This window comes from Nocardiopsis kunsanensis DSM 44524, assembly GCF_000340965.1.
In the GTDB taxonomy this organism is placed as follows: domain Bacteria; phylum Actinomycetota; class Actinomycetes; order Streptosporangiales; family Streptosporangiaceae; genus Nocardiopsis; species Nocardiopsis kunsanensis.
The window spans coordinates 1-13,779 of record NZ_ANAY01000033.1; the positions used below are offsets into that span (position 1 = coordinate 1).

A 13,779-nucleotide genomic window follows, 5' to 3' on the forward strand; every position below is an offset into this window, starting at 1 on the left:
CCGGGAGTGCGCGGGGCCGTAGTTGCTCCCGTAGGGGGCCGTTGCTGTCGCAGGAGCGAGCCACCGTGCCCACGCCGCAAGCGGTGGTCGCAATGGCCCGCCCGAGGGGGTTGGCGGTTGGCCCCCACTTCTTCGGGCGGACGGTTGGCTGCGGCCGTGGGGTGTTCGGCGGCGAGAGCGGGCCGGCCCGGGGAAGGGGCGGGCCGCACACCCCGAGGCGCCGCGAGAACCCATCACACACCCGCCACATTCACCGCGATGAAAGGGGCGTGGCGGGGCGCCGAAGCGGGTTGCGGGAAGCCCCGGCCGGGCTACGCTCGACGCTCCGACGAACACCACCCACCTGCCACCAGTCCATGGCCCCTGCCCTATCAGTTACCAGCCCACCGGGCCCACACCCACCTGCTACCGCCCCCACCGGGCCTTCCCACCTGCTACCGCACCACCAGGCCCACCCACCACTCACCGGTCCACCGACCCACCGGGACCTGTGCCACCTACCAACGGCCCACGGGCCCCTCCACAGTCCATGAGCCCCACCGCAGCCGAAACCGGGTTCTCACCCACCCTGTCCTGGCGGCCGCACACGCTCAGAGCCGTGCTCACGCATGACAAGCGTTCCAGGTGTCCGGAAGGACCCCCACACGCTCTAGCCTGGAGCGATGAGCGGACTTTCCGAGGAGCAGACCAGACGTGTCATCGAACTGGCCATGGACCTGGCCCGTGCAGGGCAGACCGAGGAACTGATGGAGTTCTTCGACCACGGCCTTCCGGTCGACGTGAGTGACGACGACGGCAACACTCTGTTGATGCTGGCCGCCTACCACGGCCACGCGGGCACCGTCACCGCCCTCATCGGGCGAGGTGCCGACGTCGACCTGCGCAACAACAACGATCAGGCGCCCGTGGCCGGGGCGCTGTTCAAGGGTGAGGACGCGGTCGTGGCGGCACTGGTCGAGGCCGGTGCCGACCTGGACGCGGGTACCCCCACTGCCAAGGCCACCGCCGAGATGTTCGGGCGCAAGGACCTCCTGCCGGGCTCGGACTGACAGACGGGTCCCGCACGGCACAGCCGGCCGACGGGACCGGCAGAAACCGCATCGGAGACAGAAAAAGGGGCCGGCGTGGTCGCTGAAGACCACGTCGGCCCCTCATGTGCGTGGACGCCGCTCAGGACACCTCACGTCGCACATTCATGCTCAGAGGTTGCCGGCCTTGAGGGCCTCGATGGCCTTGCGCACACCCTCACCGTAGGCCGGGTCGGCCTTGGTGCAGTTGCTGATGTGGCGCTCGACGACGACCTCGGAAGCACCGTCGATGGCGCGAGCGGTGTTGGCGAACAGCCGCTGCTGCTCCTCGGCGCTCATCTGGCGGAACAGGTCACCGGGCTGCTCGAAGTAGTTGTCGTCGTCCTCGCGGTAGTTGAACCGGTCGGCGGTGGATCCCACCCCCAGCGCGGGCTCGGCGTAGGCCGGCTGCTCGGGCCAACGGCCGTAGGAGTTGGGCTCGATGCCGGGCACGCCGCCCTGGTTGCCGTCCACACGCATGGCACCGTCACGGTGGTAGGTGTTGACCTGCTTGGCGCCACGCGGGTAGTTCACCGGGATCTGGTGGTGGTTGACGCCCACGCGGTAACGGGCGGCGTCACCGTAGGAGAACAGGCGGCCCTGCAGCATACGGTCCGGGGAGACACCGATGCCCGGGACCAGGTTCGCCGGGGTGAAGGCGGCCTGCTCCACGTCAGCGAAGTAGTTCTCCGGGTTGCGGTTGAGCTCGAACTCGCCGACCTCGATGAGCGGGTAGTCCTTCTTGGACCAGACCTTGGTCAGGTCGAAGGGATGGAAGCGGTAGTTCTCCGCGTCCGCCTCCGGCATGATCTGGACGTAGAAGGTCCACTTGGGGTAGTCGCCGCGCTCGATGGCGTCGAACAGGTCCCTCTGGGAGGACTCGCGGTCGTCGGCGATGACCTTGGCCGCTTCCTCGTCGGTGAGGTTCTCGATGCCCTGCTGGGTACGGAAGTGGAACTTGACCCAGTAGCGCTCGTTGTCGGCATTGACGAACGAGAAGGTGTGCGAACCGAAACCGTGCATGTTGCGGTAACCCACGGGGATGCCGCGGTCCGACATGACGATGGTGACCTGGTGCAAGGACTCGGGCAGGTTGGTCCAGAAGTCCCAGTTGTTGTCGGCCGAGCGCATGTTGGTGCGCGGATCGCGCTTGACGGCGCGGTTGAGGTCGGGGAACTTCAGCGGGTCACGGAAGAAGAAGACCGGGGTGTTGTTGCCGACGACGTCCCAGTTGCCCTCTTCGGTGTAGAAGCGCAGTGAGAAGCCGCGGATGTCGCGCTCGGCGTCGGCAGCGCCGCGCTCACCGGCGACGGTGGAGAAGCGGGCGAACATCTCGGTCTGCTTGCCGACCTCGGAGAAGAGCGCGGCCTTGGTGTACTGGGTGATGTCCTGGGTGACGGTGAAAGTACCCCAGGCACCCGAACCCTTGGCGTGCATGCGGCGCTCGGGGATGACCTCGCGGTCGAAGTGCGCCAGCTTCTCGAGGAACCACAGGTCTTGGAGCAGCATCGGGCCGCGCGGGCCGGCCGTGAGGCTGTCCTGGTTGTTGGCGACCGGTGCGCCATTGGCTGTGGTGATCGGGTTGGTGTTGTCTTGCGACATGGACTCCTGCTTCCTTGAGTGAAAACCTGCGATGCTGTGCGACAAGAGTCGGAGGGGTCAGGCTTCTTGACACGCGGGGCACATGCCCCAATAGGTGACCTCGACCTCGTCGACGACGAAGCCGTGGTCGTCCGAGCCCTCGAGACAGGGTGTTGCTCCCGTGGCGCAGTCCACGTCCGAGATCGCGCCGCACCGACGGCAGATCACGTGGTGGTGGTTGTCGCCCACACGGCGCTCGTAGCGTGCGGGCGACCCCTCGGGTTCGATACGCCGTAGGAGTCCAGCGCCGGTCAGGGCATTGAGGACGTCGTACACCGCTTGGTTGGACACCGCACCGAGGCGAGCGCGGGCCACCTGGAGCACGGCGGAGGCGTCGGAGTGCGGGTGGGCCTCGACAGCCTCCAGTACCGCGACTCGGGGCCCGGTCACACGTAGCGAAGCTGCCCGCAGGACAGTTTCGGTGTCGGTCTGGTGCATGGCCCCAGTAAAGCAGCTTTTCTTGAGTAGATCCAATCTTGGGGTCATGCTGTTTTAGTCACAGCGACGATGTACACCATACGAGGGATGAGACCGTGGCCGTTCCCGGTGAACCCGTACGCACCGAACCGCTCCCCGGCGCTCCTAACCTGGACCCATGACCGAAAGCGCGACCCCGGCCCCGCTCCCGCCCGAACTGGTGGCAGCCGTCCTGGACCTCGACCTGCCCCAGCACCACCTGGACGCCATGGCTGCCGACCCGGACTCGGCTGCAGACGTCCTCCTGGAAGCCGCCGGGCAACAGCGCGAGCACGACCCCGCCCACGCCAAGGCCCTCCTGCAGATCCTGCGGGAACACGCCCCGCAGGACGACCACCGCCAGTACGCTGCGCACATGCTCTCGCAGATCCTGCGTTCCGAGGCATGGAACGAGGAGGCCGACCGGCTCATCGCCGACCTCCTGCGCCCCGGTGTACTCGGACGCGGCATGGCGGCCGTCCTCGCCGAGGAGTACGCCGATACCGCACCCGAGACCGCCCTGTACTGCTACAACGTGGCCTGCCGTAGCGTCCTGGCCCAGCCCGCGCAGATCGTCGACCGGCTCGAACCTCTCGGACTCGCCCTGCTCACCGGGCGTGCCCGCGTGCGCGAGCGCCTCGGACTCGCCCCCGACGCCCACGACGAGCAGGCCCGCGCCGCAGACGGGTCCGACACCGAGACCGGCCTGCTCGACCGGGCGCTGCACGGTGCTTCGGAGGCACAGAAGGACGACGCCCCTGTCGTGCACGTGGCCTACGCCCGCGAACACCTCGACGAGGCCCGCGAACACGGTCTGATCACCGGAACGGACACCCACCACCACGACGTCGAACGTGCGCTGCGCGCCGACGCCCGGAAAACCCCCGCCGTGCCGTTGCACACCGCCACGGCCACGCCCGGCCAGATCACCGCCTTCGCCGCGACCGCAGAGCTCGACCCGGCCGAGCCGGCCACCCGCGAACGTTGGGCCCAGGCCCTGGACCCCGAGGCGCTGCGCCCCTGGCCGCCCGAGCGCAACCAGGCCTGCTGGTGCAGGTCCGGACGCAAGTACAAGAAGTGCTGCGGATCCCCGGTCGTGCGCTGACACCGGAAAAGAGCCCCGGCGGGCGCACGGGCCGGATCCACGTACGCGGCCGGACCCGCCGGCGAGCTCACCGGGGCCCGTCGCCGAACGTACGCTCGTCGAACGGGACGAGCTTGGCCGCGTGCAACATCCGGACCCGTTCCGGGCCGGTGAAGACCCGGTGGGCCACCCTCGCGCGTGTACGCCCCAAACCGACGATCACCCCCGTGTACCAGAACCTCCGGTACCGGAACCCCACCCGCTGACCGACCCGCAACCGGCCGATCACCTCCCGGGAACGGGCCACCAGCTCCCGGTGCTCCCTGCGCCGATCACCCCGCTCCCACGACTCGGACCGTTGGTGGAACCGGTCCCGGGCCTCCTCGGCGGCCCGCACGACCACTTGGCGACGGCACTCCGCGGCCAGCCACGGGTACCGCGCCGCGATCGCCTCGCACACCTGTCGGTGCGGCTCCGGTCCCTGATCGGTGCCGCCGTCGGAACACAGATGGCGCAGGTAGTCCACGACCAGGCGTTCGATCGGCGCGCATGAGGGAGCCCGCCCGTCCGGGCCGGCGCTGCGCTCGGCGTGCTCACGCGCGAGCCGTTCCAGTCGTGCACGGTCGTCGGACTCGGGGAACAGAGGAGTCACAGAGACCTCACCAGGGTCGAAGGGCTTTGCAGGCCATCGTGTACCAGTGCCGACGATCCCGCTCGGGGCCTGTGGACAATCGCGGACCGAACCGGGGGCCGAGAGGCCGAACCGAACAGACGCCGCAGGGATCGGAACACGTGTCCGCGTGCCTGAGGGCGGACCCTGGCGACGAGAAGGCGAACATGTTCGGAATCCTGCGGCCCTGCCGACACACTCTGTCCGCAGAACTGGCCGGCGAGTGGATGTCACACCTGTGCGGGTTGTGCCTGGCCCTACGGGACGGCCACGGCCAGGCCGCACGCCTGGCCACCAACCACGACGGATTGGTGGTCTCGGCCCTCACCGCGGCCCAGACCCGGACCGGGACCCGCACAGCCGGGCCCTGCCTGCTACGCGGCATGCGTACGGCCACCGTCGCCGAGGGGGCGGGCGCGGAACTGGCCGCGGTGGTCTCGCTCCTCCTGGCCTCGGCCAGGATCAACGACCACATCGAGGACGGCGACGGCCGCCTCGCCCGAACAGGTGTGCGCGAGCTGGCCGGGCGGACGGCCGAGCGGTGGCAGCGGGGTGCCCGCGCGTCCGGGGCCGGGCTCGGGTTCGACGGGACCGCGCTGACCGCCGTCGTCGACCGCCAACGCGCGGTGGAGAAGGCAGCGGGGGAGGGGACCGATGTCCTCGGTGTCACCGCGCCCACCGAGGAAGCCACCGCCGAGGCGTTCGCGCACACGGCGTTCCTGGCAGGACGGCCCGCCAACGCCGAACCACTGCACGAGGCAGGTCGCCTCTTCGGCCGGATCGCCCACCTGCTGGACGCGGTCGAGGACCGGAACCAGGATCTCGCCCAGGGCTCTTGGAACCCCCTCACCAACACCGGAACCCCGATCCGGCGCGCCCGTGACCTGTGCGACGACGCCGTCCTGGGCGTCTCCCTCGCCGTGGACGAGGCCGACTTCGACGACGGCTGCCTCGTGCACGCACTACTGGTCTTGGAACTGGGCCGCGCCGTCGAACGCACCTTCGCCCACGCAGGACACCCGGGACATCCGGGCCAGTACCGGCACTCGGTGCACGGGAACCACCCGGGGCACTCGGAGCGCCACGGCGGTTCCCACGGCCCGGCACATGCAGGAGGCCCCCACAGCGGCGGGGAACACCGCTCCGGCGGGGGCGGTGGGCAGGGCTCGGACCGTTGCGACTGCGGCTGCCGGACCCCCGCATTGGAGCCACGCCGCAGCCGGGGTCTGCCGGCCGGCTGCGCGGCGGCCCTGTTCATGTGCTGCACCTGCCAGTTCTGCTGCCGGGATCCCCACCCCGGACCCTGGTCCGGTAAACCGAGGGGGTCCTGGTGCGAGGCCTGTAGCTGCTGGGCGGAATGCTGCTCCTGCTGCGACTGAACCCAACTGCGCGTTCTGCCCGTGCGGCGTGCTCAGCTCCCGTGGAAAACAGCGAGGTCGATCTCGGGCGCGCTCGTGCACCGCACCCCCTCCTCGGGCGGAGGGGCTCTCCCGACGCCGCGTCCATGCAGTGGGCGTCGAACATCGCCTTCGTCGAGCGGGGGCAGGGCCTGATCGGAGACCAACCACCCGCGCACCAGCGCCAGGGAATCTTGTGCTCGTCCGGGCGTGTGTACGCGATCTCGTCGGTGAAGCTGCGCGACACCACCGACGCGAGATCACCACGGGCCAGAGCGGTGCCCAGCCTTGCGGGCACTGCTGGGAGCGCGACCTCGAAGCCGCCCTCCCCGGCGTTGGACGGGCGTGGACCGTACCCCTCCGGTGTTCAGGGGCGGAACGTGGTTCTCGTGGGGCAGGCCCGAGAAGAGCGCTGTCAGCAGGACGGGGGCGAGCGAAGAGCAGATGGCACGGGTATCGCGCGACCTCCGGGGCCGGAAGAAGGTTGTCCGCAGGACGGGTTCGCGGGCCTCCGTTCCCGGACACGGCCCGGGTCGGCCCCTCCGGTGGGTACCTGTCCCGCGCACCGGGCCACCGGGCGCCCGTGCAGGCCCGGCCCGAACCGGACCCCCGCGGCTCGGGCTCCCCACGTGTGTGCTCATTGGACCGCACCAGGACCAACTGACCGGTGACCGCCGGCGCCGGCCACGGACCGCACCGGCGTCCGCCCCCGATGTTTGGTGACGCCGCCCCAGGTCAGGACCACGAACAGGGGCCGGAAGGCGAATACGCCGGGTCCATGCGACTCGAGGGGGACGAATGATCGCTTACCAGGAACTCATGGAGCACGTGGTCCGCGAGGGGAACGCGACCGACAACGACGAGGGGCGCCGGGCGCTGGAAGCGGTGACGGGCGCCCTGGCCCGGCACACCACACCGGACACACGCAAGCGCCTGCGCGCAGAGTTCCCCGCCGCGCTGCGGGACCACATCCCGGCGCAGCCGAGCGCCCCCGCGTTGGAGACGACAGGAGCGCTCTCGGAGGAGGTCGCACAGGAGGTCGGCTGCCCCGAGGAGAAAGGGGTGCGTCTGGTGGGGGCGGTCCTGACCGGGATCCGCTGGAGCGACCCCCGGCTCGCCGATGACCTGGCATCCCAGCTTCCCGACGAGCTCGCCCAGTGGGCCCACGACCCCGAGGGCGCTCGCGGGCGCGCCGACACCGGGGTGTCCGGGTCCCCGAGCCGGCTCGACGAGTCGACGTTGGAGCGGGCGATGGAACGCCTTCCCGCCTGGCGGGGCGACACCGGCGGCCTGACCAGGGACGTGGATCTGCCCGGCGACCGGGTCACACCACTGCTGAACCAGGCGGAGAAGGCCGCGAGGCGGCTCGGGCACTCCTTCGAGCACTACACCACCGACAGCGGGGTCACCTTCACGGTGCGGACCGAATCGATCGCTGCCGTGACCACGCGCGACATCGAGATGGCCGAGCGGATCGACGCGGCCGTGGCGACCATCGGTTCGGGCGGCTGAGGCAGTCCCGGCCCGGTCGCCGGGGCGCGTTTCCGCGTGGCCCGCCCCGTTCAGAGGCCGGTCCCCACGCGGTGCAACCGCAGGTCCGTCCCGCCGCCGTCGACCTCGGCGGTCATGTACGTGTGGTGGGGCTGTCTGCGCCGATCGGTGGGCGAACCCGGGTTGACCAACCGCAGCCCGGTCTCTGCGCGAGTGTCCCAGGGGATGTGCGAGTGGCCGAAGACCAGCACGTCCACGTCCGGGAAGAGTTTCGCGCACCGCTTCTCCCGCCCCTTGGCCTGTCCTGTCTCGTGGACGACGGCGAAGCGCACACCGCCCAGTTCCGCACGGGCCACCTCGGGGAGGCGCTCTCGCAGCTCGGGGCCGTCGTTGTTGCCGTACACGCCGATGAGCCGCTCCGCTCGTGCCTGGAGCGAGAGCAGCGACTCGAGGTCGCACCAGTCGCCCGCGTGGACGACGGCGTCGGCGCGTTCGACCTCTTCCCAGATCTGGGCGGGAAGGTCGCGGGCGCGCCGTGGCAGGTGGGTGTCGGAGATGATCAGCAAACGCATGGCACGCAGGTTAGCTGTTGCGTCGGCCGAGGCCGTGGCGGCTGAAGGGGCCGGCTGTTTTCTGTGCTCCGGGGGCCGTGGGAAGAGTAGATCTTTCGGGCAAATTGTGAGACCGGATTTCCTGAGAGACGCTCTGCCTGGGAGTACATCGTCCCCTCTGGGGGCGGTGTGCGGGCTCGGTGGGTGAATACCTGCAGTTCGCATGCCTTTCGGTGGAGGCGCCCGACCAACTCACAGAATGTTCATTATTTCGTTATTCGTGATATGCGGCATCGGGTCGGCGTTTCTGTTCCACTGGTGCGGCGGCCACCCTCGCCAGAAGCCGCGCGCTTCCCCTGCATTCCGGAACAAGGTGGGAGAAACCCGGACCCCGGTGAGTGAGGCCCCCTTCCCCCGAACCCCCAGGAGTCATGTTGAGCTACCAACCCCCCAGCCGGAGGAACCTCCTCAAGAGCATCGGCGGACTCACCGTCGGTATGGCAGCCACCTCCGGTGGCCTCCTCGCGTCGGCATCCTCCGCTCATGCCGACACGGCCACCAGCACGGTCAGGCCCCATGCCGGCCTCGACATCGTCGAACAGAACGAGAACGACGCACGGATGTGGTACTACCGCTTCCGGACCGACGCGATCGGGTGGGACCCCGCGGTCAACGTCATGGTCCCCGAGGGCTACCGGAACGACGGGCGCACCTACCCCGTCCTCTACCTGCTCCACGGCGGCGGCCTGAACCAGGACTTCCGGAGCTGGGACAACTCGGGTATCCGCGAACTCGCCGCGGAGCACCAGCTCATCATCGTCATGCCCGACGGCGGCCCGGCCGGCTGGTACAGCAATCCGGTCACCTCCAACACCGGTCCCCGCAACTGGGAGACCTTCCACATGAGCCAGCTCGTCCCCTGGATCGACGCGAACTTCCGCACCCACGCCGAGTTCGACGGCCGTGCCGTGGCGGGCTTCTCCATGGGCGGCTTCGGCGCACTCAAGTACGCAGCCAAGTACTACGGCCACTTCGCCTCGGTCAGCTCCTACTCCGGGCCGGCCAGCATGCGCCGTGACGCCGGCGCGGTCACCCACTGGGCGAACGTGACTTCCGCGGCCGCCGAACTGGCCGGCGGCACCGTCTACGGGGTGCCGTGGGACGAGGCCCGGGTGAGCGCCGACAACGCGGTGGAGAACATCGGCCGTTACCGCGGCAAGCGCGTCTTCATGGTCGCCGGTGACAGCCCCGACCCGATCAACTGGTTCGACCGGATCACCGAAGGAGAGGTGCTCGCCGGGCAGCGGGAGTTCCGCGCCGGTCTCGACGCGGCCGGGATCGCGCACGAATCGCACGAGGCCGCAGGCGGTCACTTCATCCGCGGTGACCTGGTCGCCGCGGACCTGGACGGCATCGTCGGCCGCCTGCGCGCCGCGGGATAAGGGGCGCCTGCGGGGAATACCCGACGGTTTCCGTGAAGCCCGCCGGTCGGGGTCTGCTCCTGTGCCCCGACCGGCGTCCACCGGGTTCCTGCCGGGTGCGGCCGACCCCGGGCCCGGGGAACCGGCCGAGGGGCCGCCCCTCAGGAGTCGGGGCCCGGCCCTTGAGTCTCCGTGCAGGCGTCGATCTGCTGTTGCACGAGCGGCCCGTACAGGTCCAGGAGTTCCTCGCGGGAGATCTCCTCGGCGGGAAACAGGCCCAGAACCCGGACCCCCTCGGCCAGACCGAGTATCTGGGAGGCCACGGCGCTCGCGTGGCGGCGGTCGGGGGTGGTGTCCCCGATCAGCTCACCGAAGCGGTACAGGAGCCGCTCCCGAAACTCTGCACGGGTGCGTTCGGGTTCGGGGGACTCACGGGCATGGGAGACGGCCACCAACAGAGGGTCGGAAAGACCGTGTTCCCGCCGGTTGAGAACCTTCTGTACCAGTGCACGGCCCAGCTCGGAACGGGGCAGGTCCAGTTCGGCCAACGGGATGTCGTTGGGGCCCAGCTCGTTGAACAGCTCGGCCTTGCTCCGGTAGTGCTTCATCACCAGCGAGGGGGAGACCCCCGCGGCGGCGGCGATGTCCCGGATGGTCACCGCCGTGTAACCGTGCTCGGAGAAGAGTTCCCGTGCGGTGCTGAGGATCGTGCCTCGACTGTCGGAAGCGCTCACGACTCCACCTTCTCATCCTCGTCCCCGGAACCACGGGCCCGGGCGGAGCCGGAGGCCCCGGCCCCGGTCGCCTCGTCCTCCTTCCCGGCACGCTCGCGGCCCGGGACGAAGACGGTGAACAGCACACTGGCGGTGCACACGGCCACGCCCAGCAGGAGCGCCAGAGCCATGGCCCTGCCGGAGGGGAAGACCGCACCGTCGACGGTCACGGTCAGCGACGCGAAGACCAACGCGGTCACGGCGCTGCTGCTGGAGGTGCCCAGCGAACGGATCAGGGTGTTGAGCCCGTTCGCCGAGGCGGTCTCGCTCCGAGGAGCGGACGCCATGATCAGCGTGGGCATGGCCGCGAACGCGATCGCGCTGCCCATACTGACGGCCATGTTGCCCAGCACGACTTCCCGGACGGCATCGTGGTTGAACATCCGCCACAGGTAGGTCAGGCCCATGACGGCCCCGCCGTTCAACAGTGTCGGTTTCCCGCCCCACCGGTTGATCATACGGCCGGAGACCGGTGAGAGGACGAGCATCATCAGGCCGCCCGGCACCATCGCCAGGCCGGCGACGGCCACGGGCAGGGCCAGGCCGTACCCGGTGTCGGTGGGCACCTGCAGCTGTTGGGTGGTGACCAGGCTGTTCAGGAACATCGCGAAGCCGACGAAGTAGGAGGAGACGTTGGTGAGCAGGACCGGGCGCCGGACGGCCGTGCGCAGGTTCACCATGGGCTCGCGTGTGCGCAGCTGCAGCGGGATCCAGACCGCCAGCGACACGGCCGCGAGCGCGAGCGAGCCGATGACCTGGCCACTGGCCCATCCCCACGAGGCGCCCTTGGACAGCGGGAGCAGGACACTGACGAGAATGATCGTGAGTACGAGTGCGCCGGGGACGTCGAAACGTCCGGGGAAACGCTGCGAGGACTCATCGAGCACCAGCAGGAGGGTGAGGATGAGGACCGCGCCGGCCAGCGCGCTGGACCAGAACAGAGAGGTCCACCCGAACGCGCTGTAGAGCACACCGGACAAGGGCAGGCCCAGGGCCGAGCCGATACCGAGAGTGGCGCTCATCAGGGCGATGCCCCCGGCGAGCTTCTCCTTGGGGAGCTGGTCGCGCATGATGCTCATGCCCACGGGGATCAGGGAGGCACCGAACCCCTGCATGGCGCGGCCGATCAGCATCGACAGGAAGGTCCCGCCCAGTGCCGCGACGAGTGAGCCCACGGTCATGGCCGACAGGGCCACGAGCAGCATCCTGCGCTTGCCGTACATGTCGGCCGTGCGGGCGACGATCGGTGTGGCCACGGCCCCGGTCAGCAGTGTCGCGGTGACCAGCCACGAGGCGTCGCCGGTGGAGACGCCGAGGATCGAGGGCAGTTCCGGCAGCAGGGGGATGACGAGCGTCTGTTGCAGTGAGACGACCATGCCGCAGAGGGTGAGCACCCCCATGGTGAGCCATGAGGGCACACGCAGGACGGAGATACTCCGGGCTCCAGGGTGAGGAATGCGGTGCGGGTGCGCGCCGGGCAGGGGCACACGAAAAGAGGGTGAACGGGTGTTCACCCCTAGAGAGTGAACATCCGTTCACCCCGGTGCGTCAAACATTCGCCACCGGATGGGACCCGTGTCACCGGTAGGGGCACACCCCTGCCCCGGGCCAGGCCACGCAGTCCGGCGCAGGCACCCCGGGGCAGCAGGGCACCTCGACCCGGGCCGCTGGTATGAAGAGTCGCGGGCGGGGACGCCGAGCTCACGGCAGGATGCGCCGGGGCCCTTCGGGCGGGTGGGGACGCGGGCCCCACTCACGGGGATAACCCAACGAGACCTCGATGTGGGGGACCCCGTCGACGGTGATCGTGCGGGGGATGTGCAGGTGCCCGTAGACCACGGCCCGAGCGCGGTAGCGCAGATGCCAGTCGGCGGTGGCCTCGGTCCCGCACCACTGCGCGAACTCCGGGTAGTGCAGCACCCGGGTGGGTTCGCGCACGAGCGGATAGTGGTTGACCAGCACGGTGGGCACCTCCGGATCCAGCGCGTCCAACCTCCGGCGGGTGTACTCCAACCGGGACCGGCACCAGGCGTCCCGACCGGGATAGGGGTCGGGGTGGAGCAGGTACTCGTCGGTGCAGACCACACCCGCCTCGTAGGCCACGTCCAGGGCTTCCTTCTTGGTACGGGTGCCCTCGGGACGGAACGTGTGGTCGTAGAGCACGAAGAGCGGAGCCACGGCAACGGGCCCCTCCGGACCGTGCCAGACCGGGTAAGGGTCCTCGGGGGTGTGCACGCCGAGAGCACGCAGGGAGTCGACCAGGTACAGGTAGCGTTCCCGGCCGCGCAGCTGCACGGGATCGTTGGGCGTGGTCCACAGATCGTGGTTGCCCGGAACCCACACGACGGTGCTGAAGCGCTTGCTCAGCAGCTCCATCGCCCAGAGGACGTCGGTGGTGGTTTCGGCGACGTCGCCGGCCACCAGGAGCCAGTCGTCGTCGGCGCGGGGCCGGAGCGATTCGGTGAAGGCACGGTTGTCCTCGTGCCGCACGTGCAGGTCGCTGATGGCCAGCAGGCTCATCCGGACAGCCCCTTCGCCTCGGTTCGTCTCCACCTCCGGAGCACGGCCAGACTACGCGTTGTTCTCGTGCGGAACGCCGACGGTGCGGGGATCGAAGGCCCCGGCCGACCGTCCCGTGCGGCACCGGTGTCCACACGTACGCCCCGGGCCGCCGGGGACGGTGAAGGTCTCGAGCGTGCCGTGAGGGATCGAGAGGGTGCTCTCGTCCTTGCCGTTTCGATGCGGGCCCGCCTTACCGGGCGTCCGCGCCGGCCCGCAGATCGGACAGGAGTGTCTCCGTCACCCTTTCCTCGTGTACGGCCACACCGCGCTCGGCGATCACCTCGTGCAGTTCGCCGTCCCACGGCACCGGGGTCGTCCTGCCGGGCGGGGGAGCCGTGGCCACCCGGGAGAGGGCCTCCCGGTAGTCCTGGGCCCCATACGCCAGGGCAGAGCGCCCGTACGGGCCATCGCGTGGGCGGCGGATACGCAGCCCTTCGCCGTCGAAATCCCCGTGGTAACGCAGCTCAGCCCCCTCCGAGGCCAACTGTTGCAACAGGGCCACGGCCGCACTGCCGGGCCGACCCGACACACACCAGAGGAGGACATCCACTCCCCGAACGTTGCTGCGCCAACGCCAACACCGAGGGGTTCTCCACCACGTACACGACCGGAGCGGGCCTGGACGCCGGCGCGGTCCGGGGAGATCTGGTCCAGGGTGACCACGGC

The 13,779-nt window shown here is 69.8% G+C and carries 12 protein-coding genes and 1 pseudogene; 5 read left to right on the forward strand and 8 right to left on the reverse strand.

The genetic code is table 11. The annotated features are described in order from the left end of the window. Positions 1 to 662: 662 nt before the first annotated feature. Positions 663 to 1,049, forward strand: coding sequence for an ankyrin repeat domain-containing protein (locus tag D456_RS0118445; RefSeq protein WP_017577663.1), 387 nt, complete (start codon positions 663 to 665; stop codon positions 1,047 to 1,049). Between the two features lie 150 nt (positions 1,050 to 1,199). On the opposite strand, the gene D456_RS0118450 is transcribed toward D456_RS0118445, so the two are convergent. Together D456_RS0118450 and D456_RS0118455 are read right to left on the reverse strand one after the other, a co-directional pair. Further along, positions 1,200 to 2,669, reverse strand: a complete 1,470-nt coding sequence (locus D456_RS0118450; RefSeq protein WP_017577664.1) for a catalase — start codon at positions 2,667 to 2,669, stop codon at positions 1,200 to 1,202. A gap of 57 nt (positions 2,670 to 2,726) precedes the next feature. Continuing rightward, positions 2,727 to 3,146 carry a Fur family transcriptional regulator gene (locus D456_RS0118455; RefSeq protein WP_017577665.1) on the reverse strand — a complete coding sequence of 140 codons (420 nt, stop codon included), beginning with the start codon at positions 3,144 to 3,146 and terminating at the stop codon, positions 2,727 to 2,729. 157 nt (positions 3,147 to 3,303) lie between these two features. On the opposite strand from D456_RS0118455, the gene D456_RS0118460 reads away from it, so the two are divergent. After that, on the forward strand, positions 3,304 to 4,269 hold the full coding sequence (locus D456_RS0118460) for an SEC-C domain-containing protein (RefSeq protein WP_017577666.1): 966 nt from the start codon (positions 3,304 to 3,306) through the stop codon (positions 4,267 to 4,269). A 67-nt stretch (positions 4,270 to 4,336) separates the two neighbouring features. On the opposite strand, the gene D456_RS26335 is transcribed toward D456_RS0118460, so the two are convergent. Beyond that, complete coding sequence (locus tag D456_RS26335; protein ID WP_017577667.1) at positions 4,337 to 4,900, reverse strand: hypothetical protein; 564 nt, start codon at positions 4,898 to 4,900, stop codon at positions 4,337 to 4,339. 185 nt (positions 4,901 to 5,085) lie between these two features. Here D456_RS26335 and D456_RS0118470 point away from each other — a divergent pair, with 185 nt between their 5' ends. Beyond that, complete coding sequence (locus D456_RS0118470) at positions 5,086 to 6,297, forward strand: DUF5685 family protein (RefSeq protein WP_017577668.1); 1,212 nt, start codon at positions 5,086 to 5,088, stop codon at positions 6,295 to 6,297. An 816-nt stretch (positions 6,298 to 7,113) separates the two neighbouring features. Continuing rightward, complete coding sequence (locus D456_RS0118475; protein WP_017577669.1) at positions 7,114 to 7,827, forward strand: DUF2267 domain-containing protein; 714 nt, start codon at positions 7,114 to 7,116, stop codon at positions 7,825 to 7,827. Positions 7,828 to 7,877: 50 nt separating this feature from the next. Here D456_RS0118475 and D456_RS0118480 read toward each other — a convergent pair whose 3' ends face one another. Continuing rightward, complete coding sequence (locus D456_RS0118480) at positions 7,878 to 8,378, reverse strand: metallophosphoesterase family protein (protein ID WP_017577670.1); 501 nt, start codon at positions 8,376 to 8,378, stop codon at positions 7,878 to 7,880. 410 nt (positions 8,379 to 8,788) lie between these two features. Here D456_RS0118480 and D456_RS0118485 point away from each other — a divergent pair, with 410 nt between their 5' ends. Beyond that, positions 8,789 to 9,799 carry an alpha/beta hydrolase gene (locus D456_RS0118485; protein WP_017577671.1) on the forward strand — a complete coding sequence of 337 codons (1,011 nt, stop codon included), beginning with the start codon at positions 8,789 to 8,791 and terminating at the stop codon, positions 9,797 to 9,799. 140 nt (positions 9,800 to 9,939) lie between these two features. On the opposite strand, the gene D456_RS0118490 is transcribed toward D456_RS0118485, so the two are convergent. The 4 genes and pseudogenes from D456_RS0118490 to D456_RS26920 all read right to left on the reverse strand — a co-directional run bounded on the left by D456_RS0118490 (position 9,940) and on the right by D456_RS26920 (position 13,718). Further along, entirely contained in the window at positions 9,940 to 10,512 is a 573-nt protein-coding gene (locus tag D456_RS0118490; protein ID WP_017577672.1) for a TetR/AcrR family transcriptional regulator, read from the reverse strand. Continuing rightward, on the reverse strand, positions 10,509 to 11,969 hold the full coding sequence (locus D456_RS0118495) for an MFS transporter (RefSeq protein ID WP_239643885.1): 1,461 nt from the start codon (positions 11,967 to 11,969) through the stop codon (positions 10,509 to 10,511). Before D456_RS0118495 ends, D456_RS0118490 begins: the two co-directional genes overlap by 4 nt. Before the next feature lie 283 nt (positions 11,970 to 12,252). After that, positions 12,253 to 13,071 (reverse strand): metallophosphoesterase family protein, encoded by an 819-nt coding sequence (locus D456_RS0118500; RefSeq protein WP_017577674.1) that lies wholly within the window; start codon positions 13,069 to 13,071, stop codon positions 12,253 to 12,255. Positions 13,072 to 13,303: 232 nt separating this feature from the next. Then, a pseudogene (locus D456_RS26920) lies at positions 13,304 to 13,718 on the reverse strand (DUF2399 domain-containing protein). Positions 13,719 to 13,779 lie beyond the last annotated feature (61 nt).